Genomic DNA, 25,506 nt, shown 5'->3' with positions numbered 1-25,506 from the left:
ATGGGCCGGCTGAGCGTCGTCGACGAGATCTTCCTGCGTGGCCACCGGGGGCTCGGCACGCCGATCGCCTTGCAGGGGCTGTGGCGGACAGCCGACCGGGTGGACCCCGCACTGCTGGTGCGGGTGCACGAGGCGTTGCGGTCGGGCCCGTTGGGACGCAGAGTGGTTCGCCCGCGCGTGCCGGGAGCTCGCCGGGCCTGGCGGCCGAATGTCCGGGCGTATCCGATACGCCGCGCCGAGGGCGTCCTCCCGGTCACGAACCTGCTCGACTGGGCCGACGCGCAGGGCGCCGGGCTCGATCCGGAATACGGCCCGGGGTGGCGGCTTTCGACCGCGGCGCTGGATGACGGTGGTTCGGTCGTCTCCCTCACGTGCTCGCACGTGCTGGCCGACGGGCGCGCGCTGGTGCTCGCGGTGGACGACGCCCTGGGCGGCGCTCGGGTACGTCCGGCGGATCTCTCCGCACGGGAATCGGACTGGGCCGACGCCCGCCGCCAGTGGTCGATCGTCCTGCGCGGTACCGCGGCGGCGCTACGGCACGGAGTTCCGCGGCAACCCGCCGCGCCGAGCCGGGACGAGCGGACGCGCAGGGCCGACAACGCGACGCACAGCGCGATCCTGCAATGCCCGGCCGCGGAGTGGGATCGCGTGGCGGCGCGCGGCGGCGGCACGGCCAACAGCCTGTTCATCCACCTCGTCGCGAGCGTGCTCTGGGACAGCGGGTTTCCCGGCGACACGATCGAGACCAGTCTGCCCGTCGACACCCGCGACGAACCCCGCGTCGACAACGATCTCGCCATGACGCGCATCGCGATCACCCGCGCCGACACCCCGGCGACAATCCGCGCGCTGGCCCGTTCCGCCTATGAGCACCGCATGTCCGCGCCGAACGACATGCCCGAAGAACTCCTCCAGGTGATTCCGGACCGCTGGGCCTACGCACTGTCCAAAGGTGCGGGCGAACGGGACGTTCTGTGCTCCAATATCGGCACGCTCCCGGCCTCGTTGCTCGAACTCGGCCCACACCGCTGCACCGGCGTCGCCGCTCGCGCCATCCATCCCGGCCTCACCAGTTCGCGACTGCCCCGCACCCGACTCTCGGGCTACCTCTGCCGTATCGGCGACGATTACGTGCTGAGCTTGGTCTCGCTCGACCCGGAGCGGATCGAGTCCGCCGGTGTGCTGCGCGAACTGGCGGTGCGCGCGGCGAAATCCGCGGGCTTGCACGCATCCGCGTGGTGAATCCCGCGAACTGACGCGCCGAGCCACGGGCGCGCCCGCCGAGGGCGGGCATATCCACGGGCGCGCAGCCGACTCACGGATTTTCGCGCGGTGAGTTCAAACGACACGCGCAAAATTTCGGCGAACAGCGGTGAGTTTTGTCGACCTGGTATGAAATCCGATAGTTTCGCTCGCCGGTCACGGCGATTCGCGCGAATGCCGACGACCGCGATCGGTCGGGTCGGCCGACTCGCCGTGTCGGCAGGATCACCGTCGTCGGCGGCACTGCCCGATAAAGTCTGCGGCGTATGCCGAGCGAGGGCCGCGACGACCCATTTGCCGTGCAAGTCCGTTTCGCGCAAGAAGTTCCGATTCCATCGATACTCGACTGGAGCATGATGAACCGAAGGCATTCGCGTACTCTCGCCGCGATCATCGCGGTGGTGGTGACCGCTACCGGCGCTTTCGCTGTTTCCGATTCCGCAGCGGGCGCCGCGCCAGGAGAGATCAACGCCGGTGGACTGCATCTGATCGCGTCGGCGAACGCCAACAACTTCGCGGCCGCCGGTGACATCGCGCCGGGAATTCCGTTCGTGCACTCGGTGCGGGTGTCCGGAGACTTCTCGGTGTCTCTCGACGGCCCCACGGCGCTGCGCGGCGGAGAGATCGCCGTCGGATATCTGGTCGGCTGCGCGGTCGACATCTCCAACGGCATCTCGATCGGTATCTCACCCAGCGTCGGAATCAACGCCGGGATCGCGCCCTCCTTCGGCCTGGAGGGGTCCCTTACCTGGGAGGCGCCCTCCTTGCAGATGAACATGCCCGATCAGCACATGATGATGCCCTCCCTGCAACTGATGGCGCCGCCGAGCGTCAGCGTCGGCGCCGCCGTCGCCATCCAGCCCAGTATCGGCGTCGAGGCGGGCGTCGCCGGCGAACTCGCGGTGAATCTGGCCCCCGGTTCGGTCACGGCGGCGGTGGTCGGCGCGGCGGAAATCGACGGGGAATCCGAATTCCCTTACACTTTCGCGCACACGAATACCCCGTTGAATGTCAGCGGTTGCCTTTCACCGGCCTCGGCCATGCCTTTTGTCACCGTACGGGCCGATTCGAAAAGGGCAACCGCGCAAACGACCGGCTATGGTGCCCCGTTCTGGTTCTGACCGTCGCGCCGCACCAATCCGTCCAGCAGCGTGCGCAGCCCCCAGTCGAACTGCGCGTCCGAGATCCACTGCGCCAGCACGGCGGCACTCGCCCGGGTGCGCGGCCAACGATCACCGTCGACGGTGTCGAACGCGGCCGCGCGCCCGGCGATCCGCTCGGATTCCGGCGCCAGCGGTGGTCTTCCGTCGGTTTCCGCGACTTCCATGGCGAGCGAGCCGATGACCTGGACCATCAGGGCGTAGGCCGCGCGGGCGCAGTTCTCCTCGGAGAGGCCGGTTCTGGCCAGACAGTTCAGCAACGCCTCCCCTACGTCTCGTGCGGCGTCGCCGTCCATGGGCGCGCTCATCATCAATCCCGCCACCGCGGGATGTCTCCGCACCTCGGTTCGTAGTCCACGGGCGAATTCCAGGACGGCCGCGCGGGGTTCGACGCCCGGGTCGGCGAGCACGGCGACCGGCACCGCTGCGAGCACCCGTTCGACCACCGCGCGCTCCAGGTCGGCCCGGCTCGCGACGTAGGTGTAGACCGCGTTCGGATTCACGCCCAGCCGAGTCGCGACCGATCGGATCGACACCGCGGCGACACCGCCCTCGTCCATGAGTTCCATGGCGGCATCGACGATCTGCGTGTCGCTGAACGCCCGTCGCTCGGGCCTGGTCCTGCGTTCTCCTGGTGTTGACTTCGCCGTTGCCACGCGGTTGACTGTACCCCGTACAGCTACCTGTACCCCGTACAGCCAGAATTGAGACGCCATGCCCGCACGCCCCTGGCCCGCCATCGCCCTGCTGGTGGCCGCGCCGATCACCCTGAACGTCGCCTTCGCCGGACTCGGCTCGGCCTTCGACTATCCGCACGTGTTACGCGAACCCGCGGCCGAAGTGCTCACCCTGTTCCGGCACAACCAAAGCGCCGTCGTCGCCTGGTTCGTCGTGCTGGCCGTCGCAGCCGCCGCACTGGCGCCGCTGGCGGTTCTGATCGGCAAGCTGGACCGCACACCGGCCATGCGCGCCGCCGTCGCGGCGGGCGTCGCGGCCGCCGCCGTGCAGGCGATCGGCTTGCTGCGCTGGCCCGTCGCGGTTCCGGCGCTGGCGGCGCGGGCCGCCGAGGAAGGCCCCGGCTCCTCGGCCGTGCGCACTTTCGAGGTGCTGGGCGCGGCGCTCGGCACCGGCCTCGGCGAGACGGCCGGATACACCCTCACCGCCGCGTGGACGGCCCTGGTCGCCATCGCGTTGCGGCACAGAATGCCCGCGGCGTGGAGCGTGCTCGGTTACGTCTGCGCCGTCCTGGTGCTCAGCGGAGTACTCGTCCCGCTGGACATCCCGCTCATGGCGCAGACCAACTTCGTGGGCTATGTGCTGTGGAGCATCTGGCTGCTGGCCTTCGCGGCGCTGCTCGCCTGCCGCCCAGCCGCCTCGGCGGCCCGCGACGAGTCCACGCCCGCGCAGCCGATCGACGCGCCGCACCCGCTGTGACGCGCACGAAAACGCGAGCGGCCGTTCACGCTCAGCGGTCGATCTCGCCGCCACCTCCGGACTCGTGCTCGTCGTCCACACCCCACAAGTGGTCAGCGGACGGAGGCCGCGCGCTCCAGGACGTCCGCGGGGACCGGGACGCCGGAGTCCAGGTCCGTGGAGTCGATCGGGGCGCCCCACATCTGGCGCAGCGGGAGGACACCGGCCCACACGCCGCCGTTGTCGATGTCCGACGGGTCGTCCTTCGGGCCGCCCGCACGGACCTTCACCGATGCCTCGGTGAGGTCGAGAGCGAGCACCTTCGTGGCGGCGAGTTCCTTCTTGCTCGGGGGCCGCACGCGCGACCATGCGCCCGGTGCGGCGTGCTCGACGATCACGCGCAGCCCGTGCAGGCGTTCGTCGTGCTCGGTCACCTCCCGCGCCCGGCCGAGCACGACCGCGGAGCGGTAGTTCATCGAGAAATGCATGGCCGAACGCGCGTAGACCACGCCGTCGACCAAGGTCACCGCCACCGAGATGTCGGCGGCGAGCGCCGCGCGCAGGTTTCCCGCGCCGGTGGAGCCGTGCAGGTAGAGCGTGTCGCCGTCGCGGCCGTAGGCGGTCGGCAACACGACCGGCGTGCCGCCGAGCAGCACACCGAAGTGGCAGATCAGCCCGGCGTCGAGCACCGCGTCCAAGTCGGCGCGATCGGTGCGGGCACGGTCGGTCAGCCGGGTCGGCGTGCTGCGCGGCGTCGGCGAGAGGGGAGCCCGTGGGCTGACTGTTTCGGTCATGAACCCAGCATCGATCCGCTAATGGCATTATCAAAGTGCCAATTCAAATGATTCTCAGCAGTCCACTTCGAGGAGGAGCCGTGCTGGACGACCTTCCCCTCGACCTCGATCGCGACCTGGCGCGACCGCTGTCGGTGCAGATCGCCGACCAACTGCGCCGCGCGGCGACCAGCGGGCCGCTGCGCGGCGGCGACCGGTTGCCGTCCACTCGCGCGCTGGCCGGGCGGCTCGGCGTGAGCCGCACAGTGGTCGCCGCCGCCTACGACCAATTGCACGCGGAGGGCTGGCTCGACGGCAGACGCGGCTCCGGAACCTACTTGACGACCGCACCGGCCGCCGCGCCCGCGCGCACCGACGCCGTGGACGACACCGACGCCGCGCCGCAGCTGTTCGACCTCGGCCCCGGTGCGCCGTGCGTCGACGCCATCGATCCCGCCGCATGGCGCCGCGCCTGGCGCGCCGCGGCGGACCACTCCCCGCTCGTGCGCAAGGACCGCGCGGGCGAACCGGAGTTCCGCACGGCGGTCACCGAGCATCTGCTGCGCCACCGCGGGATCGGCGCGGGCAGCGACACCGTGCTGCTCGCGACGGCGGGAACCAGTTCCGCCGTAGGCGAATTGGCCGTGGCGCTGCTGCGGCCGGGCGATGCCGTCGCCATGGAGGATCCCGGCTATCAGCGCGCCGCAGGGGCATTCGCGGCGGCCGGTCTCGAGGTCGTCCCGGTTCCCGTCGACGCGCACGGACTGCGCGTCGACGCGCTGCCGTCCCGGATCAAAGCGGTGTACTGCACTCCGGCGCATCAATTCCCACTCGGCGCGCGGATGCCCGCGGCGCGACGGGTCGAGCTGGTGGAGCATGCGCGCCGCTCCGGGATCTTGGTCATCGAGGACGACTACGACGGCGAATTGCGCTACGACACCGCGCCGCTGCCGCTGCTGGCCACCATGGCTCCGGACGTCGTCGTCCACCTGGGCACGACTAGCAAGATCCTGTCCCCCAGTCTCGGTGTCGGCTGGTTGCTCGCCGCTCCGGAGATAGCCGGGGCGGTGCTCGCCCACCGCGAGCGCACCGGCACCGGCCCGAGCACGGCGGGCCAGCGCGTGCTCGCCGCTTTCGCCGCACACGGTGATCTGGCCAGGCACCTGCGCAGGCTGCGCCGCATGCTGCCGCCGCGCCGGGCGCTGGCGGTGACCGAACTGCGCCGCCGCGGACTCGGCGTGCTCGGCGACGACGCGGGTTCGCACGTCGTCGTGCCGGTGGAGTCGGCCGAGGACGAGCTGCGCGTGGTCGCGGAAGGCCTGGCGCACGGTGTCGCGCTGGACGGGTTGGCCAGACATCACCTCGGATCGCGCCGGGACCACTTCGGCGTCGCGCTCGGCTACACGGCGCTGTCCTGGCCGGAACTCGCCGCGGCCGTCCCGAAGGCCGCCGCGTGCCTCGCCCGGCCGTAGCATGGTCGGGGTCAGCGAACAGGCCCGGAGGCGGCAGCGCAGCGTGATCACGCGGAGCCCCGCACCTGCCGGAAAGGACGGACCATGAGCGAACAGGACATCTTGGCGCGGATCAAGGAACTGGTCGACCAGGAGCACCAGCTGCGCTCGCAGGCGACTCGCGGCGAATTGGACCCGAGGACCGAACGCCAGCGCCTGGCCGAACTGGAAGTGATGCTGGATCAGGCCTGGGACCTGCTCCGTCACCGCCGGGCGCGGATCGATCAGGGCCAATCCCCGGACGCGGTCCAAGCCAATACGGTCTCGCAGGTCGAGGGCTACCTGCAGTAGGCGCGGCGATGTCGAGCACACCAGCCGACTACGACGTCATCGTGATCGGTGGCGGACCGGCGGGCGAGAACGCCGCCGCCTACGCCGTCGCGGGCAGCGACCGCACGGCCGCCATCGTGGAGCGTGAACTCATCGGTGGCGAATGTTCCTATTGGGCCTGCATCCCGAGCAAAGCGCTGTTGCGACCGGGCCACGTCCTGGCGGCCGCGCGGGCGATGCCGGGCGTTTCGGCCACCGGCCTCGACGTCGAGGCGGTGCTGCGGCGGCGCGACGCCTTCGTGCACGACCATGACGATTCCGCCCAGGTCGACTGGGCGCGCGGCAACCACATCGACGTCGTTCGCGGCACCGGCCGCCTGACCGGCACGCGCTCGGTCGAGGTCGACGGGCGGCAGTTGCGCGCCCGGCATGCCGTGGTGCTCGCCACCGGCACCACCGCGAACGTGCCCGATGTGCCCGGCCTGCGCGCCGCGCTGCCGTGGACCTCCCGCGACGCCACCAATCTGCACGAGGTCCCGCGCCGGGTCGCCGTGGTCGGCGGCGGCGTGGTGGCCAGTGAGGCGGCGACCTGGCTGGCCGCGCTCGGGGCCGAGGTCACCCTGCTGGTGCGCGGCTCGGCGCTGCTGGCCGCCAACGAGCCGTTCGCGGGCGAACGGGTGGCGGCGGCGCTGACCGACGCGGGCGTGCGAGTGCGTTTCCGCACCGAGCCCACCTCCGTCGAGCGCCCGGTCGCGAAGGACACCGGTGAAGGCCGGATCCACGGCGGTTCCGTCACGGTCCGGTTGCGGGGTCCCGAAGGCGAGTCGGCGCTGGAGGTGGACGAGATCGTGGTGGCGGCCGGGCGCGCACCGGCCACGAAAGGGCTGGGCTTGGACGCGGTCGGGCTGTCCGACGGTTACATCGCGGTCGACGACCACCTCACCGCGCGCGATGTCGAGGGCGAGTGGCTGTATGTGGTCGGCGACCTCAACCACCGCGCCGCGCTCACCCACATGGGCAAGTACCAGGGCCGGGTGTGCGGCGACGTGATCGCCGCGCGGGCCGAGGGCAAGCCGCTGGAGGATCCGCGGTTCGTGGCGAGTTCCGATCACGGCAAGGTGCCGCAAGTGGTGTTCACCGCGCCGGAGGTCGCGGCGGTCGGCCTGACCGAGGCGGCGGCCAGGGACGCGGGGCACTCGGTGGAGACCGTCGAACTCGACATCGAGGTGGCCGGGTCGGCGTTGTCCCGGGACGACTACGCGGGCCACGCGAAACTGGTGATCGACCGCGCCACCGACACGCTGCTCGGCGCCACCTTCGTGGGCCCCGACGTGGGCGAGCAATTGCACGCGGCGACGATCGCCGTGGTCGGCGGGGTGCCGCTGCCCACCCTCTGGCACGCCGTGCCAGCTTTCCCGGCGGTCAGCGAGTTCTGGCTGCGCCTGTTGGAGGCGCGGCGCGCGTAGCTACCATTTGAAAATGGTGGCAACAATGGATATCGCGACCGCCGACGGAGTCGTCCGCGGTCGCAGGGGCCGCCGCGTCCTGCGCTGGCGGTCCATTCCCTACGCGGCTCCTCCCATCGGAGACCTGCGGTTTCGCGCTCCGCAGCCGGTCGAACCCTGGTCCGGCGTTCGGGCGGCGACGGACTTCACCTCCGCGGCGATGCAGCATCGCTCCGGGGCGCGGATCGGGCCGCGCGCCTATCAGCCGACCAGCGAGGACGCGTTGACACTCAATGTCACCGTGCCCGCGACACCGGCGGCGAGCCCGCGCCCGGTGCTGGTGTTCATCCACGGCGGCGGCTATCTCATCGGAACCTCCGCGCTCGGGCTGTACTCCGGCGCGCGACTGGCGCTGCGTGGCGATGTGGTGGTGGTCTCGCTGAACTACCGGCTGGGTGCGTTCGGCTACGTCGACTTCAGCGAATTCGGCACCGCGCAGGAACCGTTCGACTCCAACCTCGGCTTGCGTGACCAGCTCGCCGCATTGGAGTGGGTGCGCACCAATATCGCGGCCTTCGGCGGCGATCCGGGCAACGTGACGATCTTCGGCGAGTCGGCCGGGGCGCATGCCGTACTCGGTCTCCTGGCCACACCGAAAGCCAAAGGGCTTTTCCATCAGGCCATTTCCCAGAGCCCACCCGCGGACTGGGCAGTGACGGCCGAGGAAGCCCGCGGCTTCGCGCGCCGCTGCGTCGCCGCGCTTGGCGCGACGCCGGACACCGCGCACACCGCCCTGCGCACCGCAGGCGCCAACGACATCCGCCGCGCGGTCGACCGCACCATCGGCCAGGTGGTGCGGGAACAGCCCGGCGCCTTTCCGGTGTGCCCGGTGGTGGACGGCGAGTTCCTGCCGGTTTCCCCGGTCGACGCGATCACCGACGGCTCCGCGCACCGGGTGCCGCTGATCATCGGCACCAACCGCGACGAGGGCACGCTGTTCGCCAGGTTCGCCGACGAACTGCCCACCACCCCGGACCGGCTGCGCTCGGCGCTCGGTAACTCCACCGAGGCGGAGTCCAGGATCAAGGCGGCGTATTCCGGCTATCCGCAGCCGAAGGCCGCGGTGCGGGCGGGTGGCGACTACACCTTCTGGCGTCCTTCGGTGACGGTCATGGAAGGTCACAGCAGGCACGCGCCTACCTACGCCTACCGTTACGACTTCGCCCCGCGCGCCCTGCAACTCGCCGGGATCGGCGCCACGCACGCGACCGATCTCATTCCGGTCTTCGGCGTGACGGATACGCCGATCGGCCGGGCCTTCACCGCCGCGGGCGGCAAACGCGGATTGCGGGCGGTCACCGAACAGTTCCAGGACAACTGGCTGGCTTTCGCGCGCACCGGAACTCCGCTGCCGTCCTGGCCCGCTTACACGGAGGCCCGCAGGTCCACCCTGATCATCGACTACCCCACGCGCGTGGAACACGACCCCGACCGGGAGAAACGACTCGCCTGGCAGGGCGTGCGGGTCCCGACGCTGACCTGAGCCGGGCCGCTACTTCAGCAAGCGCGACATCCGCCGGTCCGCGAGGATCTTGCCGCCGGTCTGACAGGTCGGGCAGTACTGGAAGGACCGTTCGGCGTAGGAGACTTCGCGGACCGTGTCGCCGCAGACCGGGCAGGGTTGCCCGGTCCGCGCGTGCACCCGCATACCGGAGCGCTTCTCGCCTTTGAGGCGGGCGGCGTCCTGTCCGACCGAGCGCCGCACCGCGTCGGTGAGCACGGTGCGCATGGCGGTGTACAGCTCGGCCGCCTTGTCCGCCGGAAGGGTCTTGGTGTTCGCGAACGGCGAGATCCGCGCCGTATGCAGGATCTCGTCGGAGTAGGCGTTGCCGACGCCCGCCAGCAGCGCCTGGTCCACGAGCGCGGTCTTGATCCGCTGGGACGTGCCGTGCAGGATCTCGGCGAACTGCGCCTCGGTCACCTCCAGCGCGTCGGGGCCCAGGCGCGCGATACCGGGCACCGCCTTCGGGTCCGCCACCACGTACACCGCGAGCCGCTTCTTCGTGCCGGCCTCGGTGAGGTCGAACGCTGGTGTCGCCCCTTCGGGCGTGAAGAAGTGCACCCGCAGCGCCAGCGGGCTCTTGCCGCCCGGCTTGGGCGGCGTCGGGCTCGGCTCATCGATCCAGCGCAGCCATCCACCCCGCGACAGGTGCGTGACCAGCCACAGCCCGTCGCATTCCATGCCGAGGAATTTGCCCCAGCGCCCCGCGCCGGTGACGTCTCGACCGGACAGTGCGGTGACCGGGGGCTCGAACGTCTTGACGGCGCTCAACGCGGCCACGTCGACGCGGCCGACCACGGCGCCGACCGCATGCTCCCGGAGGAACTGAGCCAACGCCTCCACTTCCGGTAGCTCAGGCACGGGGTTCAGACTACCCAGCCCTACCGACAACCTGCCCCGGTTCGCACACGGCAGCGGGCGGCTCACTCCCCGCGGCGCAGCAGATAGATGTCCATGATCCAGCCCTTCCGGTCGCGCAGCTCGGCGCGGCGGCGCACGATCTCCTCGCTCACCTCCGACAGCGGCCCCTCGATCAACGTCTCGTCCGGCATGCCGAGGTAGGCGCCCCACCAGATGTGCGCGTCGGGGGCCGAAATCGTGGTGAACGAGCAGTCGCCGTCCAGCATCACCAAGGCGTTCTCCGCGCCGAGTCCCTCGTCGCGCAGGCGACGGCCGGTGGTGATGCGTACCGGCTCACCGATGCCGTGCAGCACGATCCGATGCCGGGCGGCCAGGGCCTGCGCGCTGGTGATGCCGGGAATCACCTCGTAGTCGAAACGCACCACGCCGCGGGCGAGCACCCGCTCGATCATCCGCAGCGTGCTGTCGTAGAGCGCGGGATCACCCCAGACCAGGATGCCGCCGACGCCGTCGGCCGCGGCGAACGCCGATTCCAGCAGTGCCGAGCGGCGATCGTGCCAGTCGTCGACCACGTCCACGTAGTCGGCGGGCGTACGGTCCCGCGGCGGATCGGCGATCGGCACGATCCGGTACGGCCGATCCATGTGTTCGGCCAAGATCGCCGTCCGCACGTCGACCAGTTCCCGCTTGGCCTCCCCCTTGCCGATGACGAAGAACGTCTCGACCTGCCGCATCGCCTTGACCGCCTGCACGGTGACCTGGTCGGGGTCGCCTGCACCGATGCCGATCACGTAGAGCTTGCGCATGGGCTCGAGCTTGCCAGGGCCGCGGCGGGCCACCGTCGTCAGGCGTGGCCAGGGACGCGCCCGATCGGCTCGCCGAGTGTGCGAGCACGAAGACTAGAGTTGCCAGACGTGGCTCATGACGCGCTCGATCCGGCATCGGCTCCCGACACCCAGTACGAGGACCTGTTGCGACTGGTGCTGACGTCCGGCACGAAGAAAGCCGACCGCACCGGCACCGGAACGCGCAGCGTCTTCGGCCACCAGTTGCGCTACGACCTCGCGGCGGGCTTCCCGCTGATCACCACGAAGAAGGTCCACCTCAAGTCGATCGTCTACGAGTTGCTGTGGTTCCTGCGCGGCGACTCCAACATCGGCTGGCTGCGCGAGCACGGCGTCTCCATCTGGGACGAATGGGCCGACGCCCACGGCGAACTCGGCCCGGTCTACGGCGTGCAATGGCGATCGTGGCCCGCGCCGGACGGAACGCACATCGACCAGATCTCCCAGGTGCTGCACACGCTGCGCACCAACCCCGACTCCCGGCGCATCATCGTCTCGGCGTGGAACGTCGCCGACCTGGACAAGATGGCGCTGGCGCCCTGCCACGCGTTCTTCCAGTTCCACGTGGCCGACGGGAAGCTGTCCTGCCAGCTCTACCAGCGCAGCGCCGACCTGTTCCTCGGCGTGCCGTTCAACATCGCCAGCTACGCCCTGCTCACCCACATGGTCGCCCAGCAGACCGAGCTGGCGCCCGGTGACTTCATCTGGACCGGCGGGGACTGCCACATCTACGACAACCACCTGGACCAGGTCGCCGAGCAACTCGCCCGCGACCCCTACCCGTTCCCCACGCTGCGGCTGCATCCCGCGCCGACGCTGTTCGACTACCGCTACGAGGACGTCGAGGTGATCGACTACCGGCACCATCCGGCCATCAAGGCCCCGGTGGCGGTGTGAGCGAGCGGACGGTCGGGCTGATCTGGGCGCAGACCCTGGACGGGGTGATCGGGTCCGGCAACACCATCCCCTGGCGGCTGCCGGAGGACATGGCGCACTTCAAGGACGTCACCTGGGGACATCCCGTGGTGATGGGCCGACGGACCTGGGATTCGCTGCCGCCGCGGTTCCGGCCGCTGGCCGGGCGGCGCAATATCGTGGTGACCAGACAGCCGGACTGGTCGGCCGAAGGCGCCGAGCGGGCGTCATCGGTGCCGGAGGCGCTGGCCAAGTGCGCCCCGGACGCGGTCTGGGTGGCCGGTGGCGGCGAGATCTACCGCGCCGCACTCGAGTTCGCGACCGACCTGCGCGTCACCGAGATCGATACCGCGGTCGAGGGCGACGCCTTCGCGCCGTCGATCGGACCGCAGTGGCGGCCCGACGACCCGGAGCCGTGGCGCACCTCGGCCACCGGCCTGCGCTACCGCATCCGGCACTACACCCGGCGGCCCGCCTAGCGCGCCACGCCAAGAGGCTCCGCGAACGCCGCCCCCACGGGCGGGGACGGTCGAACCCGGCCCGCGCCGCGACGGACTCGGGCATACTCCTCGATATGCGGGCGGCCGGACCCGCGTCCGGTCGCCCGCCTCGAGCCGTTGCCACCAGCCCGGCACCGGCTGTGGTGCTCTGCGAAAGGCGGTCCATGGAAAAGAAATCGCTGACTGCGGTAGCGCGCCAGCAACTGAAGCTGGCCGCCCTCGCCACGAGCGGGCGCAGTTCACAGACAATCTATGGCGGCCACACGCATACGCTGCGGCAAACGGTGGTCGGCCTGACGGCCGGGCACAGCCTGGCCGAACACGACAACACCGGCGAAGCCACGTTGCAGGTGCTCAGCGGCACCCTGGTGCTGCTCAGCGGCGCCAACGAATGGAAAGGCTCCGAGGGCGACCTGATCGTGATACCCAAGGCGCGCCACAGCGTCAAGGCGATCGACGACGTCGCGTTCCTGCTGACGGTGGCGATGTAGCCACCACGATGCGGGTCCGTAGCCCGGCCGGACCGGTCGGGCATTAGGGTGTCGATCATGGGTGAGCCGCAGCCGATCCTCGAACCGCTCACACCGTCCGCGATCTTCTTGGTCGCCACGATCGACGAGGGTGGCGAAGCGACGGTCCGCGACCTGCTCGCCGATATCACCGGCCTGCGCCGCTCGGTGGGCTTCCGCCTGCCGGGCGCGAACCTCACCTGCGTCACCTCGATCGGCTCCGACGCATGGGACCGCCTGTTCGCCGGCCCGAAACCGGCTGAGCTGCATCCGTTCCCCGGTTACGTCGGCGCACGCCACACCGCGCCCGCGACGCCGGGCGACCTGCTGTTCCACATCAAGTCCGAGGTGCAGGACGCCTGTTTCGAGCTGGCCATGGCGATCGGCGATCGGCTGGCCGGTGCGGGAACGATCGTGGACGAGACGGTCGGCTTCCGTTACTTCGAGCAGCGCGATCTGCTCGGTTTCGTGGACGGCACGGAGAATCCGGAGGGTCGCGCGGCCTACGCGGCGGCGCTGGTGGGCGAGGAGGACCCGGACTTCACCGGCGGCAGCTACGTGATCGTGCAGAAGTACACGCACCCGCTGGCGGACTGGCGCGCGCTGTCGGTGGAAGAGCAAGAGCGCGTCATCGGCCGCACCAAACTGGACGACTTCGAACTCCCCGACGAGATCAAGCCGGCCGACTCGCACGTCGAGGTCAACACGCTGATCGATCCGGACGGCACCGAACGCCAAATCCTGCGCGGCAACATGCCCTTCGGCAGCGTGCGCGAGGGCGTGTTCGGCACCTACTACATCGCCTACGCGGCCACGCCGAGCGTCACCGAACGCATGCTCACCCGGATGTTCCTCGGCACCGACGAGGCCGCTTACGACCGCATCCTGGATTTCTCCGTCGCCCACACCGGCACCTCGTTCTTCGCACCCACCGTCGATTTCCTCGACGATCTGCCGCCTGCGCCGTGGGAGGCGGCGGAATCCGCGGTGTCCGTGGACACCGACGGCGCTGGTCCCGCAGATCCGCCCGGCATCGCCGCGCCCGCGGGCGACGGCGCCCTCGGTATCGGCTCGTTGAAAAGGAGCATCCGGTCATGAACAACCTCCATCGCGAACTAGCGCCGATCACCTCCGAGGCGTGGGCGGCCATCGAGGAGGAGGCGACGCGCACGTTCAAGCGGCACATCGCGGGCCGGCGCGTCGTCGACCTGTCCGGCCCGCACGGCGTCGACTACTCGGCGGTGGGCACCGGGCACACCTCGGCGATCGATTCGCCGGACGCCGGGGTGTTCGCCCGTCAGCGGGTGGTCGCGCCGCTGGTCGAACTGCGGGTGCCGTTCACGCTCTCCCGCGAGGAACTCGATAACGTGGAGCGCGGCGCGCAGGACGCCGACCTGGACCCGGTGAAGGACGCCGCGAAGAAGATGGCGTTCGCCGAGGACCGGGCGATCTTCGAGGGCTATACGGCCGCGCACATCACCGGCATCCGCGCCAGCTCGTCCAACGATCCGATCACGCTGCCCAGCGACACCCGTCTGGTCCCCGAGTCGATCGCGCAGGCGTTGACCGCGCTGCGGCTTGCCGGTGTCGACGGACCGTACTCGGTGCTGCTCAGCGCCGATCTGTACACCGCGGTCAGCGAGACCTCCGACCACGGCCACATGATCCGCACGCATATCGAGCGCCTCATCCCGGAAGGGGAGATCATCTGGGCGCCCGCCATCGACGGCGCGATCGTGCTCACCACGCGCGGCGGCGACTTCGATCTGCGCATCGGCCAGGACCTGTCCATCGGCTACCTGACGCACGACAGCACGTCGGTGCAGCTGTACTTCCAGCAGAGCCTGACGTTCCTGGTGTACACGGCCGAGGCCGCGGTCCCGCTGACCCTCTGAGCGCCGGTCACATCTGGGAACGGCCAGGTGCGCGGCCGGAGCGCGAGACGGTACGGTGGCCGGATATGCGCCATGAACAGGTAGGTGAGATGACAACGGTGCGGGCGGGTGTCGTTCCGACGCAGCGCGCCGTGTTCTACAGCGTGCTCGGCATCCTTGCCACCGTCACGATCTGCGGTTCGTTCGTCGCCGCGTTCGGGGTGAACCGGGTGTTCACCGGCCTGCTGGCCGGAGCGGTCGTCGGTATCGCGGTGCTGGTCGCCCTGTTCACCCGGGACGCCGTCGTGCTCACCGATCACGCCATCTACCGGCGCAAGCCGTGGACGATCTCCCGCATCTCGTGGGACCGCGTGGTGGCCGGGCGCTTCACCCTGGACGAGCGCGCCCGATGGTCGCTGGCGCTGGACCTCATCGGCGGCGACGAACCCCACGGCGAACTGGTGCTGTTGTCCATTCCCCCGGTGGTCCGCCCGGTCGCGGGAGCGTACGACCTGCGCAAACGCGACCAGGTGACGGAGATCCGGGCGATACTGCGCCACAAGCGGATTCCGGTGACGGTGCTGCCGCAGATCGCGGGGGCGTTGCAGGAGCATTGGCAGATCGCGCCGCCGACGCACTGAGGTTGGCGACCGGTCGATAGATCTGGGACGTCCAATATCCTCGGCGGCACCGACCCTTCACGCCCCCACCAGGAGCCGAATACGTTCCCGCCGCCCCCGGGGTCACAGGGACGGTGAAGACCAGGTTCAGTTCGTGGTGGGAGGCGTCGGCATCAGTAGGTCCAGTTCGTGCCGGTGCCTCGGTACTTCTCAACGGAGATGGGCTCGGAACCCGGCTTCATGTGGTCGAGGTAGAGCCGTCCGTACAAGTGGTCGACCTCGTGAGCGACCAGGCGCGCAACGCCGCGATCGAACACGGTGATCCGGGTGTCGCCGTCGATATTGGTGTGCTCCACGTGGATGGTCAACGGGCGCGGTACCCGCCCGCGCAGGTCGAAGAAACTCAAGCATCCTTCGTATTGCTCGTCTTCCCCGCTGGTTTCGACGATGCGTGGATTGAACAGGGTGATGACGTCTCCCATGGGGGTTCGCACGATCGCTGCGGCACGGCTGATGCCGATCTGGGGCGCGGCGATGCCCATTCCCTTGCCGAATACGTGAGCCTGGGCTACACGTTCGGCGGCTGAATTAAGTTCGGCCACGACGCGGCGCGCGTCTTCGGCTTCGGCCGGCAGATCGAACGGGCGCGCGACCTGGCGCAGAATCTCGTCACCTTCCTGCGCGATGCCCAGGCCAGCCATGACCTTGCTCGGTGGGGTGCGTTCGTCGTCGCTGCGTCCGCGGAAGTCCCATTCGAGGCGGTAGCGCGCATGCAGCGGCGGATCATCGGTGGACCAGGCATAGATGTGGCGTTCCTGGTCCACTTGATGGGAAATGGGTGTGCGGAACGGCTGACCTTCGGCCGCCATCGAGGTCTGGAGCCCCCAGACCGAGGGCTCGAGCGCGGCGGGGAAGTCCAACCGCACCGACAGGCGATTGGTAGGTAGGCGGACCGCGCGCTGAAACCAGTTGCCCCAGTGAGCCTCTGAGACGGTGTACTCGTACTCGATCCAGCAGGCATGGCCGGGGTAGAGCGGAAAGTGGCGGCCACCATCGAGTTCGCTGAACATCAGCCAAACTTCCTTGAACGCATCGCGGTCATGGTGCGCGGTCCAGGCCATGGGCTCGGCGCGGTGTTCGCCGTGCCAGGCATGCAAGTCGATCTCGTCCCAGGTCAGTGGGTGTTCCTGATAGAGCTGGTTGGATCGCTCGGGGTCGCCGGGGTGGCGGTCGACCGAGATCCGGATCAGATAGCGGGTGATCGGTTCGGAGCCGCCGTTGATCAGGCGCCGCCGTTGGCGCAGCCGGTAGGTGTGCCCGTCGAAGGACAAGCTCGCATCGTCGTGATCAACCACCAGTGACCCGGCAGCGTCGCTGAGATCGACAGCGGCCGGACGGGTGACGGCGGAGCGGTAGGCGCGGAACTCCTCGAACGCGGCGCGCAGTGCCCCACCGGCTTGAAGGGCCGACTCGGCGCAGGCGGCGAACTCTCGGGATGGCTTCTCGGTGCCGGATTCGATCTTGGACACATACGGGCGGCTGTAGCCGAGTTTGGCGGCCAGCGCCCGGCGTGACAGGCCACGGACATCGCGCCAGCGGCGCAACTCGAGCGCGAAGGCATTGACCTGCGTCACGGCATTGTCGGGCGAGGTTTCGGCCGGGGTCACTGTCGTGCTCCTGTTCGCGCGGGGTGTGCATGTGCGTGAGTACCCCGTGAGTATGCGCCCACTCTGACGAAACACCCTGCATCCATGGGGAAATTGCACACCCAGCGACCCGCCTCCGGCTTGACCCGTTGATTGCCCTGGGGTGGTTCGCGGCCAATACGATTCGGGGAGGCACAACATGAGCAGAGTCCTGGTGACCGGGGGCGCGGGTTTCATCGGCTCGCACTACGTCCGGCATCTACTCGGCCACGATGACGTCGAGCAGGTCACTGTGCTCGACGCACTCACTTACGCCGGGCACGCGGAGAACCTCGGCGCCGCGATGCTCTCGCCGCGGCTGCGTCTGGTTACCGGCGATATCGGTGACTCCGCCCTCGTGGACGAGTTGGCGGCTTCACACGACGAAATCGTCCACCTGGCCGCGGAGTCGCACGTCGATCACTCCTTCGCTCAGGCCGCGCGGTTCATCGCCACGAATGTGGCAGGCACGCAGACGGTTATCGATGCCGCCCTCCGACATCGGATCACCAAGGTGGTGCATGTGTCCACCGATGAGGTGTACGGGCCCGCACTTGAAGGTGCCGCGAGCGAGGATGCCCCGCTGGCGCCGACCGTGCCGTACGCGGCGAGCAAGGCCGCTGCGGACCTGATCGCGTTGTCCTACTACCGGACTCACGGCGTGCCGGTGTGTGTGACTCGCTCGTCGAACAACTACGGCCCGCATCAGCACCCGGAAAAGATCATCCCTGCCCACATCACCTCGTTGTTGCACGGAACCAAGATCGTGCTGCACGGCGACGGACAGCATGTGCGGAACTGGCTGCATGTCGCCGACAACTGCGCGGGCCTGGAGCTCGTGCGCCGCCACGGCACTCCGGGGCAGGTCTACAACCTGGGTGGTGGAACCGATTTGACCAACGAAGCCCTCACCGGGCTGATCTTGGCCGCGATGGGCGCGGACTGGGATCGCGTCATCCGGGTACCCGATCGCCGCTGCAACGACCGCCGCTACGCGATGACCTGGGACAAGATCGCGCGGCTGGGATACCGGCCCCGGCTCAGCATCGAAGACGGGCTAGCCGAGACCATCGCTTGGTATCGCGCCAATGCCGACCTGTGGGCGCCGATGCTGGCCGCCCGCACCGGCGCCGGTGTCCAGCGGTGAGCGAGGCACGGGTCCTGGTCACCGGTGTCGGCGGCCAGCCCGGTTTCGACGTGGCGCGGCGCCTGCGTCAGCTCGGCGCGACGGTCATCGGCGTCGACGCTGACCCGCTGGCCAACGGGTTCCTACTGGACGGGATCGAACCGCGGCTGGGCCCGCATGTCGAGGACCCCCACTACGGGCCGGCATTGATGAAGCTGTGCGACACCGAGGCCGTCGACGCGGTTGCCCCCACCGTCGAAGCTGAGCTGCCTGCGCTTATCGAGATGACCGCCGGAATGTACGCGCTGGGCACGCGGACCTGGCTGCCACCGAGTTCGGCAGTCACCGCCTGCCGGGACAAAGCCACCTTCGCCGAGGCACTCGCGGCGGTCGGCGTCGCACACCCGGCAACGTGGCTGCCCGAACAGCTCGAAGACGCGCCCTCCGGTGGGGAGTTCGTCGTCAAACCCCGTCGGGGCCAGGGATCACGTGGCGTCCTGGCTTGTCGGGGCCGTGACCGAGCGCGCGCGGCCTGCCTGCTGATCGAGGACCCGATCGTGCAAACCCGGATCATCGGCACCGAATTCACCGCGGACTGTCTCGTCGGCGACGACGGCCGAGCTGGTGTCATCCTGCGGTGGCGGCTGCTGACCAAAGGCGGGCTGTCGATCGTGACCAGCACCTTCACCGACCCCGACATCAATGCCCTCGTGCGCGCCACCCTAGTCGCGGTCGGAATCCGCGGGTGGTGTTGCGTGCAGGGTTTCGCTACCGATACCGGCCCGCAGATCACCGAGGTCAACGCACGGCCCGCCGGTGCGTTTCTGGCCTCCGAAGCCGCCGGCGCCGACCTGACGGGCCAATACCTTGCTGCCCTGCTCGGTGGGCCGATCGACTACGACCGACTCACCTACCGCCCCGGGGTGAGGCTCACCAAATACGTCGACACCCTCGCCGTTGTCACCACCACAGGAGACCGTGATGCTCACGCCGACTGACTCTCCGGCCGTCGCCCGCAACGCCGCCCCGTACCTGCACGGCCCGGAAACTGCTGCCCTCGCCGCCGCGCTGGAGGCCGGCCAGTACGGGCACAACACCGAAACCGAACTCTTCGAGCAGGAACTGGCCGCGTTCCTCGGCGTCGCCGACGTCGTCACGACCCATCGCGGCACCGCAGCCCTGCACATGGCGTTGATGGCAGTTGGGATATGGCGCGGCGACGAAGTCGTGGTCCCCTCCCAAACGTTCTGCGCCACCATTCACGCCATCCGCGCCGCCGGCGGAGTGCCGCGCTTCGCCGACATCGACCCCGCCACCCAATGCGTCACCCCCGAAACCGTCGAGGCCGCGATCACCGTCAACACCCGCGCGGTGCTCCCGGTGTTCTACGGCGGCCGCGCTGTCGACCTGACCGAACTCCGGCTGGCCGAACGGGGAATAGCCGTGGTCGAAGACGCTGCCCACGCCTTCGGCTCCCGACACCATGATGGGCGCCGGGTCGGTGCGACCGGCCAGCTCACCTGCTTCTCGTTCGGCCCGATCAAGAACATCACCTCGATCGAGGGCGGCGCGGTGGTGGCCCGCGACCGCCGCGAAGCCGAACGGCTGCGTACCATGCGGACACTCGGCATCCGCGCCACACAGCTGACCCGCATTCGCACCACCGACTACCGCGTCAACGGATTCGGTCTGCCGTATCACCTGTCCGCCGTGCACGCCGCGGTCGGCCGAGTTCAACTGGCTCACTTCGACCACGTCATCGATCGGCGAATGGCCCTATGGCGCAGCTACGCTCGCGCGCTCGCCGACCTCGAGGAGGTGCGTCTCGTCGACGTCGATATAGACCACACGGTGCCCTTCAACCTGGTCGTGCGAGTGCGTGACCGTGACCAGGTGTTCGCGCGGATGAAGGCGGCCGGCATCGGGGTCGGTGTGCACTACCCGCCCAACCACACCCAGCCTGCCTTCGAGCGCTGGCACCGCCGTCTGCCTGCCACCGAGCACTCCGCGGCGGAGTTGCTGTCGTTGCCGTTTCACCTCGCCATGACCGACACCGACGTCACCACCGTCGTGACGGCACTGGCTGGCGCGCCGTAACCCGCAGCTACCTGACCGGCTCGCCGATGGCGACGGCGCGCACCAACCCAGCTAGGCGCTGTCCCGCATCCGGGCGCCCCAACTCCCGCGCGGCCTTGCCCAGCCGGGCGCGGGCGTCCGGATCAGTCAGCAGCCCGACGACGGCCGCGCCGACACGCTCCCCGGTAACCGCGCCCGACACCGTGATCGCGGCCCCGGCCTCGGCGAGTAGCCGCGCCGCCCGCACCTGCTCGCCACCGGCCGACGACGCCAGTGGGATCAGCACCGCGGGTTTACCCAACGCGGTCAACTCGGCGATCGTGCCTGCGCCAGCACGGCACACCACCACCTCAGCCAACGCCAACGCATCCGCCATCCCCGCACCGTCGATGAAGTCGGTGACGTAGTACCGACCGGCCAGCTCGCCAGGCAACGCGGCCGCCGTCTGCCGCAACGCTGCAAGGTCCGCAGCGCCGGCCTGGTGAATCACGTTGGTCTGACCCAACAGCGACTTCAGCACCCCGACGACAGCGGTATTGACTTGGTGGGCGCCCTGCGCACCGCCGGTGACCAGCACGGTCGGCAGCCCCCGGTCGAACCCGCGCCCGAACCGGTCCAACGCCGCAGGACCACTGCCAGCGAGTACCGCCTCACGGACCGGGTTGCCGGTGACCACCGCGCGTACGGCCACCCGCGGCGGCAACACCGCGACAGTCGCTTCGGAGGTCACCGCCACCGCGGTCGCGGCCCGCGCCAACACCCGGTTCGCCAGGCCCAGCCCAACCGTCTGCTCATGCACTACCAACGGAACCCGCAGAACGCCAGCAGCCATACCGACCGGCACGGCCACATAGCCGCCCGTGGTCAGTACGACATCCGGAGCGAACGCGCGCAACCGGCGCACCGCCTGCGCCACACCGACCGGTACCCGCGCCATGTCGACGGCATTGGCGCGGGTCAACATCCGTAGCGGGTTGCGGTCCCGGCGCAGCTTTCCCACTGCCACCCCGGTGAAATCGATATCGTCGGCAGCCGCGGTCCGCTGTTCGAGCGAGTCCGCCTGCCCGAACCACCGCACCTGCACCTGATCTGCACCGGCGCGCAGTTCTCGCGCAACAGAGAGCGCAGGGAAAACGTGCCCTCCGGTACCACCACCCGCTATCGCTACCCGCACGACGCCGCCTTCCATGATCGGGCTCTCACAACGCGCTCGAGTCTGCCACCAGGTAGGCCGTTCAATCGGAGCTGGCCCGGCCCCTCACAAGCGCGTATATGTCCGGGCGGCGTAGCTTTGCTCCAGACACGAGTCTTCTGGGCAGGCCGCCATTGCAGTAGTTGCGGCAGATAGTCATTCGACGGGCTGCGTCTCAGCGAAGGGGCGGGGCTTCCGTTTCGTCTATGAGCGCTCGAACTCGCCATCGACAACGACGGCGGTAAACGTGTCCCACTCGCCTGGGGTGAAGATCAGCGCCGGGCCGGTCGGATTTTTGGAGTCACGAACGCCAACCATGCCTCCGTCAAGGTGTGCGACCTCCACACATTCGCCGCTGTCCCCCGAACTGTGGCGTGATTTGAACCACTTCGCCCCCGTCAGGTCGACTTCAGCGTTCACTGTCATAACTCCTAGCCATCTCTCGCAATAGTGTGCGGCTCGAACGAGCATCCATCGTCGCCCCGATCAGCGCGCGAAACGTGTGCCGACAGCGTTGCACGTCCTCGCGCTTCTCGAGATACGTATCCCCCGTGTAGCTCTCGGCGTAGATGACCGAAGGTTCTACCGGCTTTCCTTGTGAGTCCTTCGGGAAGGTCATCGCGATGAATGGGGTAACCAGCCTGCCAATCGGCAAGCCAGCTTGTTGCCTGAGTATGCGCAGCTCGATGTTGTCGAGCGTACTCATGTCCGCAGCGTGCCTGCACTGATCAGCCATCACCTGCCCGTCGCCAATGATTGTCCGCAGTGCGTTCTCATGGATCACGGCGGTGAGCTTGCATGGGTTCCGGGGCCGCGTGAGCAGATGCTGACGTCGCGCCAGAACTGCCGCCAGCCGTTCCAATCCCTCGTCCGGAACTCGCGGCTGTTTGGCTCGGTTCATGGCCTGCGCGTAGTCGTGGGTCTGGAGAAGACCGGGAAAGATCAGCGGCTGAAACATATCCAATTCACTTGCCGCGGATTCTAATTCGACATACGTGTTGAACTTCGGGTCCAGCAAGTCACTGTACGTTCGCAGCCAGGACCGGACCGGAGCCTGTCCTGCAAGTTCCTTCCACGCCACAAGGTCTTCCTCGTCGACCCCGTACAGTCCGCCCAGGGCGTCAAGGTCGGTCACCCTGACCTTCTTGTTGCGGCCGTTCTCCAGTCTGCTGATGGTTGCGTTACCCCAGCCGAGTGTCCGCGCTGCCACTTCCAGACTCAGACCCGCCGCCGTCCGCGCCTCTCGAAGCAAACGGCCCAACTGTCGACGCGGCAGACTGGTTTCGGCGTCCTCTGGCCCGTCGTCTTCTTCGTTCACCCCTTGCGACCCCCTTCCGCTCTGCGATGCAGCTTCATTTCGCAACGGAAGGAGGATAACTCGATCAGCGGAAGACTTGGTGCGCTTTCGCGCGGGTTTCGTGAACCGAACAAGTCGCGTACCGAACGTCGACCCTTCACAACATCCTGTTCGCATGGCGAATAATGCGCTCCCACATCGAAACCCCTTCCTCTCGCGGCCTGCCACGCCGTTGGCCGATGTCCCTGCCGATGTTCTCGAGCGGTTTCTGAGCGCCCTACATGAGTGGCAATCCGAGCAGATCCACACCGCCCAGCCTGTCCAAAAGATCTGAAACGGATGGAAACCATACCTTTCGGGGACACACCCCGGTCTCGCTGCCACTTTTACCGGCGCATGTGTGATTTGCCCGCTGTAATCGACCCACCCGAGCTGGGGCGCATCATCATGCGCGCGTCGTACGTTGGAGCGTTGACCATGCCCGCTCCGTTAGGGCGAGCCGTCAGGCAAGTCATGCAGCGCCGCCGGGATGCCATGGGGCCGATTGTGGCGCATCCTCGCTCGAACAGGTGGACCTACATTGTGCGGCCCGATTTTCCAGACGACACCGAGCTTTTCGCGGAGATGTTCCGGCTCGACGTGTCGATTGTCCGGGAGGGCGGCACTGTGGCACTGCCGTCACCCACAGTTGAGTCCGGCGCTGTCAGGCATTGGATAGAGACACCCCGGGACAGGTACCGTCCGTCCGGAATGGTTGTGGTCGAGTCCATTCGGGCGTGTGTCGGTCCGGGTAGGCGATGACCGGAAGCGAGACGCGATGACTTCTCCGCTGCCGAACGATCCTGATGTGCATCTGTCCGTCTTCCTGCACGGCGTCCGGCTCGACTTCACGGCCTGCCTTACTGCCGCGTTGACGTTCATCGAAGACCACCGGAAACGCCACTACGTCGACGCGGCGCACATACTCCCTGATAGCGCCGAGGGCTGGCCTAGGTTACCGAACGAGAAGTTGTACTTGGAGCGATGAGGTTCTTGTCCCGTGACCGGTGTACGCGCGACACTGACCTGTTCGGGCCATGACGAGAAGGAGCTGGGCGTGGGGAATGACGAGCAGTTGACCATGGATCTCGGCGTACCCGTCGAGCAGACCGAATGGGGTAAATGGGTCGACCCGGACCGCCGCGCGGCGCAGGTCCAGAAGTTCATGGACTATGCAGGAATCCGTGAGATTCCTTCGGAGCCGTGGCCGGAAGACTCGGCGGAGGTTGAGCGGCTCGATTCGGTGATTGCCGAGCTGTTCCCGGATTTGGTTACCGCGATGGCTCCGGAGAACGCCGACATTGCTGACGCCTTCATATGTTTCCTGGGCGAACTTTTCATCAGGTTCGCAGGCGCACACTGGGAGGACTACCAATGGTTCGGTCGCGATAAGGCATTCTACGATCACATCAATCCACTGCTCGAATACGGATTCGACACCGACGGTGACACCGCGTACGGCTTGATGAAACTCATGATCGAGGACTACGACCCGGCCGATGGCGGGATGTTCTCCGGTATGGCGGAGATGTTGCGGGAATTCGCAGAAGAATACTCGTCGTCACACAACGGCAAGTAGCCGAGAACTCCTTACTCGAGTATTTCCAGAATTCGGGGGTGGATGCTGTCATGCCTGATGAGTACGACAGAATCCGAGAACAATTCGACAATCCAGCTCGCGGGCGGATTTTCGAGAACGGCATAGAACACCTTTTCAATGACCGTCAGAACGGTTATGTGCAGCAGCCGGACCGGTAAAATACATCACTGGGTCCACGGCATTACGACAAAGCCAGAGCCGACGAGCAAGGCCGGATTCACGCCATCGAGGACAAATCGGGCCAGACAGGCAGTAAGAACGATCTCCGGGAGCTGCAGAAGGACCGGGAGCTGCTCGCGAAACGCGAGATCGAATCTCTCCTGATTCGGACCGTCGCGGGTGAGCAGATGTCGCCGAAGTACCAGAAGTTGCTGGCCGCGCTGAAGCAAGAATTCGGCAACAGGGTGATTCACCAACAGTTGACGCGGGAACAGGCTCTTGCGGCATTCGCCAAAGGATTGGGCCGCGAAAAGGATGCTCGTCAGCTCGAATTGAAGACAAGATACGAGCTGCACCGCGCCAACCGCGCCCGCCAACGGCTACCGAAGATACGTGCAATCATGCGGGCGCGAGACCGAGCCGAAGGTTTTCGGAAAGTGCAGCAGTTCCGAGAAGCTGCCGAGCGTGGCCGGGCGGAAGCTCCCCAGCGAGCCGAACACGCCAGGCAGGTCCAGGAGCAAGCCGAACGAGCCAGGCAAGTACCCCATGCGCCGGAAACCGAGCGTGCACGGGTTGCACGTGAGGCCGCCGAGCGGCTCGCGCGGGAATTCCCAGCGCCCGACCAGCACCAGGAGCGATCGGCCGCCGTCACTGGGGAACGGGCGGCCGAGGCACGCGCGGCAGCCGACAAGCAACGCGCGGCAGCCGAGAAGGAACGCGCGGAACATCTGGCGCGGCTGCAAGCGCGCGGAATACCACCGGAGGTGGTGAAGATTCTGGGGCTCGGTCAAGCGGAACCGCCGTCGGCGGCG

At 68.3% G+C, this 25,506-nt stretch carries 28 protein-coding genes; 18 read left to right on the top strand and 10 right to left on the bottom strand.

What is annotated here, in order from left to right; genetic code table 11:
- The gene (locus AB0L97_RS13380; protein ID WP_364428722.1) at positions 1 to 1,242 is read left to right on the top strand and encodes a hypothetical protein; all 1,242 of its coding nucleotides are present in this window, start codon (positions 1 to 3) and stop codon (positions 1,240 to 1,242) included.
- Between the two features lie 377 nt (positions 1,243 to 1,619).
- Positions 1,620 to 2,384 (top strand): MspA family porin, encoded by a 765-nt coding sequence (locus AB0L97_RS13375; RefSeq protein ID WP_364428719.1) that lies wholly within the window; start codon positions 1,620 to 1,622, stop codon positions 2,382 to 2,384.
- On the opposite strand, the gene AB0L97_RS13370 is transcribed toward AB0L97_RS13375, so the two are convergent.
- Positions 2,360 to 3,079: a TetR/AcrR family transcriptional regulator gene (locus tag AB0L97_RS13370; protein ID WP_364428716.1), complete on the bottom strand. Its 720-nt coding sequence runs from the start codon at positions 3,077 to 3,079 to the stop codon at positions 2,360 to 2,362. The two genes, AB0L97_RS13375 and AB0L97_RS13370, sit on opposite strands and share 25 nt — an antisense overlap.
- Before the next feature lie 58 nt (positions 3,080 to 3,137).
- Between AB0L97_RS13370 and AB0L97_RS13365 the strand changes: the two genes are divergently transcribed.
- Positions 3,138 to 3,857 (top strand): DUF4386 family protein, encoded by a 720-nt coding sequence (locus tag AB0L97_RS13365; protein WP_364428713.1) that lies wholly within the window; start codon positions 3,138 to 3,140, stop codon positions 3,855 to 3,857.
- 92 nt (positions 3,858 to 3,949) lie between these two features.
- Here AB0L97_RS13365 and AB0L97_RS13360 read toward each other — a convergent pair whose 3' ends face one another.
- Complete coding sequence (locus AB0L97_RS13360; protein ID WP_364428710.1) at positions 3,950 to 4,630, bottom strand: pyridoxamine 5'-phosphate oxidase family protein; 681 nt, start codon at positions 4,628 to 4,630, stop codon at positions 3,950 to 3,952.
- 80 nt (positions 4,631 to 4,710) lie between these two features.
- Here AB0L97_RS13360 and AB0L97_RS13355 point away from each other — a divergent pair, with 80 nt between their 5' ends.
- The 4 genes from AB0L97_RS13355 to AB0L97_RS13340 all read left to right on the top strand — a co-directional run bounded on the left by AB0L97_RS13355 (position 4,711) and on the right by AB0L97_RS13340 (position 9,378).
- Entirely contained in the window at positions 4,711 to 6,081 is a 1,371-nt protein-coding gene (locus AB0L97_RS13355) for a PLP-dependent aminotransferase family protein (RefSeq protein WP_364428707.1), read from the top strand.
- A gap of 84 nt (positions 6,082 to 6,165) precedes the next feature.
- A complete protein-coding gene (locus tag AB0L97_RS13350) occupies positions 6,166 to 6,411 on the top strand; it encodes a DUF2630 family protein (RefSeq protein ID WP_355074698.1) in 246 nt (81 codons plus the stop codon).
- Positions 6,412 to 6,419: 8 nt separating this feature from the next.
- A complete protein-coding gene (locus AB0L97_RS13345; RefSeq protein WP_364428704.1) occupies positions 6,420 to 7,856 on the top strand; it encodes an NAD(P)/FAD-dependent oxidoreductase in 1,437 nt (478 codons plus the stop codon).
- 13 nt (positions 7,857 to 7,869) lie between these two features.
- Complete coding sequence (locus AB0L97_RS13340) at positions 7,870 to 9,378, top strand: carboxylesterase/lipase family protein (protein WP_364428701.1); 1,509 nt, start codon at positions 7,870 to 7,872, stop codon at positions 9,376 to 9,378.
- A gap of 9 nt (positions 9,379 to 9,387) precedes the next feature.
- Here AB0L97_RS13340 and AB0L97_RS13335 read toward each other — a convergent pair whose 3' ends face one another.
- On the bottom strand, positions 9,388 to 10,257 hold the full coding sequence (locus AB0L97_RS13335; RefSeq protein ID WP_364428698.1) for a DNA-formamidopyrimidine glycosylase family protein: 870 nt from the start codon (positions 10,255 to 10,257) through the stop codon (positions 9,388 to 9,390).
- Between the two features lie 62 nt (positions 10,258 to 10,319).
- Positions 10,320 to 11,063, bottom strand: coding sequence for a precorrin-6A synthase (deacetylating) (gene cobF, locus AB0L97_RS13330; protein ID WP_356963799.1), 744 nt, complete (start codon positions 11,061 to 11,063; stop codon positions 10,320 to 10,322).
- 108 nt (positions 11,064 to 11,171) lie between these two features.
- On the opposite strand from cobF, the gene AB0L97_RS13325 reads away from it, so the two are divergent.
- The 6 genes from AB0L97_RS13325 (at position 11,172) to AB0L97_RS13300 (ending at position 15,541) form a co-directional block, all read left to right on the top strand.
- On the top strand, positions 11,172 to 11,999 hold the full coding sequence (locus AB0L97_RS13325; RefSeq protein WP_364428694.1) for a thymidylate synthase: 828 nt from the start codon (positions 11,172 to 11,174) through the stop codon (positions 11,997 to 11,999).
- Entirely contained in the window at positions 11,996 to 12,496 is a 501-nt protein-coding gene (locus AB0L97_RS13320) for a dihydrofolate reductase (RefSeq protein WP_355074710.1), read from the top strand. Before AB0L97_RS13325 ends, AB0L97_RS13320 begins: the two co-directional genes overlap by 4 nt.
- A 185-nt stretch (positions 12,497 to 12,681) precedes the next feature.
- On the top strand, positions 12,682 to 13,008 hold the full coding sequence (locus AB0L97_RS13315; RefSeq protein WP_355074712.1) for a cupin domain-containing protein: 327 nt from the start codon (positions 12,682 to 12,684) through the stop codon (positions 13,006 to 13,008).
- A 57-nt stretch (positions 13,009 to 13,065) separates the two neighbouring features.
- Positions 13,066 to 14,124 carry a Dyp-type peroxidase gene (locus tag AB0L97_RS13310; RefSeq protein ID WP_364428689.1) on the top strand — a complete coding sequence of 353 codons (1,059 nt, stop codon included), beginning with the start codon at positions 13,066 to 13,068 and terminating at the stop codon, positions 14,122 to 14,124.
- Positions 14,121 to 14,921 carry a family 1 encapsulin nanocompartment shell protein gene (locus AB0L97_RS13305; RefSeq protein ID WP_364428686.1) on the top strand — a complete coding sequence of 267 codons (801 nt, stop codon included), beginning with the start codon at positions 14,121 to 14,123 and terminating at the stop codon, positions 14,919 to 14,921. Before AB0L97_RS13310 ends, AB0L97_RS13305 begins: the two co-directional genes overlap by 4 nt.
- Before the next feature lie 89 nt (positions 14,922 to 15,010).
- The gene (locus AB0L97_RS13300; RefSeq protein WP_364428683.1) at positions 15,011 to 15,541 is read left to right on the top strand and encodes a hypothetical protein; all 531 of its coding nucleotides are present in this window, start codon (positions 15,011 to 15,013) and stop codon (positions 15,539 to 15,541) included.
- A gap of 152 nt (positions 15,542 to 15,693) precedes the next feature.
- Here AB0L97_RS13300 and AB0L97_RS13295 read toward each other — a convergent pair whose 3' ends face one another.
- A complete protein-coding gene (locus AB0L97_RS13295) occupies positions 15,694 to 17,187 on the bottom strand; it encodes a peptide deformylase (RefSeq protein ID WP_364428680.1) in 1,494 nt (497 codons plus the stop codon).
- A 178-nt stretch (positions 17,188 to 17,365) separates the two neighbouring features.
- Between AB0L97_RS13295 and AB0L97_RS13290 the strand changes: the two genes are divergently transcribed.
- From AB0L97_RS13290 to AB0L97_RS13280, 3 genes are read left to right on the top strand one after another with little or no spacing between them, the layout of a single operon-like run.
- Positions 17,366 to 18,352 (top strand): dTDP-glucose 4,6-dehydratase, encoded by a 987-nt coding sequence (locus AB0L97_RS13290; RefSeq protein ID WP_364428677.1) that lies wholly within the window; start codon positions 17,366 to 17,368, stop codon positions 18,350 to 18,352.
- Positions 18,349 to 19,329, top strand: a complete 981-nt coding sequence (locus tag AB0L97_RS13285) for an ATP-grasp domain-containing protein (protein ID WP_364428674.1) — start codon at positions 18,349 to 18,351, stop codon at positions 19,327 to 19,329. Before AB0L97_RS13290 ends, AB0L97_RS13285 begins: the two co-directional genes overlap by 4 nt.
- The gene (locus AB0L97_RS13280; protein ID WP_364428671.1) at positions 19,313 to 20,428 is read left to right on the top strand and encodes a DegT/DnrJ/EryC1/StrS family aminotransferase; all 1,116 of its coding nucleotides are present in this window, start codon (positions 19,313 to 19,315) and stop codon (positions 20,426 to 20,428) included. Before AB0L97_RS13285 ends, AB0L97_RS13280 begins: the two co-directional genes overlap by 17 nt.
- Before the next feature lie 7 nt (positions 20,429 to 20,435).
- On the opposite strand, the gene AB0L97_RS13275 is transcribed toward AB0L97_RS13280, so the two are convergent.
- The 3 genes from AB0L97_RS13275 to AB0L97_RS13265 all read right to left on the bottom strand — a co-directional run bounded on the left by AB0L97_RS13275 (position 20,436) and on the right by AB0L97_RS13265 (position 22,917).
- Entirely contained in the window at positions 20,436 to 21,596 is a 1,161-nt protein-coding gene (locus AB0L97_RS13275) for a UDP-N-acetylglucosamine--N-acetylmuramyl-(pentapeptide) pyrophosphoryl-undecaprenol N-acetylglucosamine transferase (protein WP_364428668.1), read from the bottom strand.
- 207 nt (positions 21,597 to 21,803) lie between these two features.
- Positions 21,804 to 22,025 (bottom strand): DUF397 domain-containing protein, encoded by a 222-nt coding sequence (locus AB0L97_RS13270; protein ID WP_364428665.1) that lies wholly within the window; start codon positions 22,023 to 22,025, stop codon positions 21,804 to 21,806.
- Entirely contained in the window at positions 22,009 to 22,917 is a 909-nt protein-coding gene (locus AB0L97_RS13265; RefSeq protein WP_364428662.1) for a helix-turn-helix transcriptional regulator, read from the bottom strand. The genes AB0L97_RS13270 and AB0L97_RS13265 overlap by 17 nt, the downstream gene beginning before the upstream one ends.
- 796 nt (positions 22,918 to 23,713) lie before the next feature.
- On the opposite strand from AB0L97_RS13265, the gene AB0L97_RS13260 reads away from it, so the two are divergent.
- Together AB0L97_RS13260 and AB0L97_RS13255 are read left to right on the top strand one after the other, a co-directional pair.
- Complete coding sequence (locus tag AB0L97_RS13260; protein WP_355074723.1) at positions 23,714 to 23,923, top strand: hypothetical protein; 210 nt, start codon at positions 23,714 to 23,716, stop codon at positions 23,921 to 23,923.
- Between the two features lie 12 nt (positions 23,924 to 23,935).
- Positions 23,936 to 24,514: a hypothetical protein gene (locus AB0L97_RS13255; protein ID WP_364428658.1), complete on the top strand. Its 579-nt coding sequence runs from the start codon at positions 23,936 to 23,938 to the stop codon at positions 24,512 to 24,514.
- 185 nt (positions 24,515 to 24,699) lie between these two features.
- Here AB0L97_RS13255 and AB0L97_RS13250 read toward each other — a convergent pair whose 3' ends face one another.
- Positions 24,700 to 25,050, bottom strand: coding sequence for a hypothetical protein (locus AB0L97_RS13250; protein WP_364428655.1), 351 nt, complete (start codon positions 25,048 to 25,050; stop codon positions 24,700 to 24,702).
- Positions 25,051 to 25,074: 24 nt separating this feature from the next.
- Complete coding sequence (locus tag AB0L97_RS13245) at positions 25,075 to 25,485, bottom strand: hypothetical protein (RefSeq protein WP_364428652.1); 411 nt, start codon at positions 25,483 to 25,485, stop codon at positions 25,075 to 25,077.
- Between the last annotated feature and the right edge of the window lie 21 nt (positions 25,486 to 25,506).

It is taken from the genome of Nocardia sp. NPDC051911 (genome assembly GCF_040681035.1).
GTDB classification, from domain to species: Bacteria; Actinomycetota; Actinomycetes; order Mycobacteriales; family Mycobacteriaceae; genus Nocardia; species Nocardia sichangensis.
Note: the sequence above shows the minus strand (reverse complement) of the source record. Positions and strands in the feature narration are given on the sequence as shown.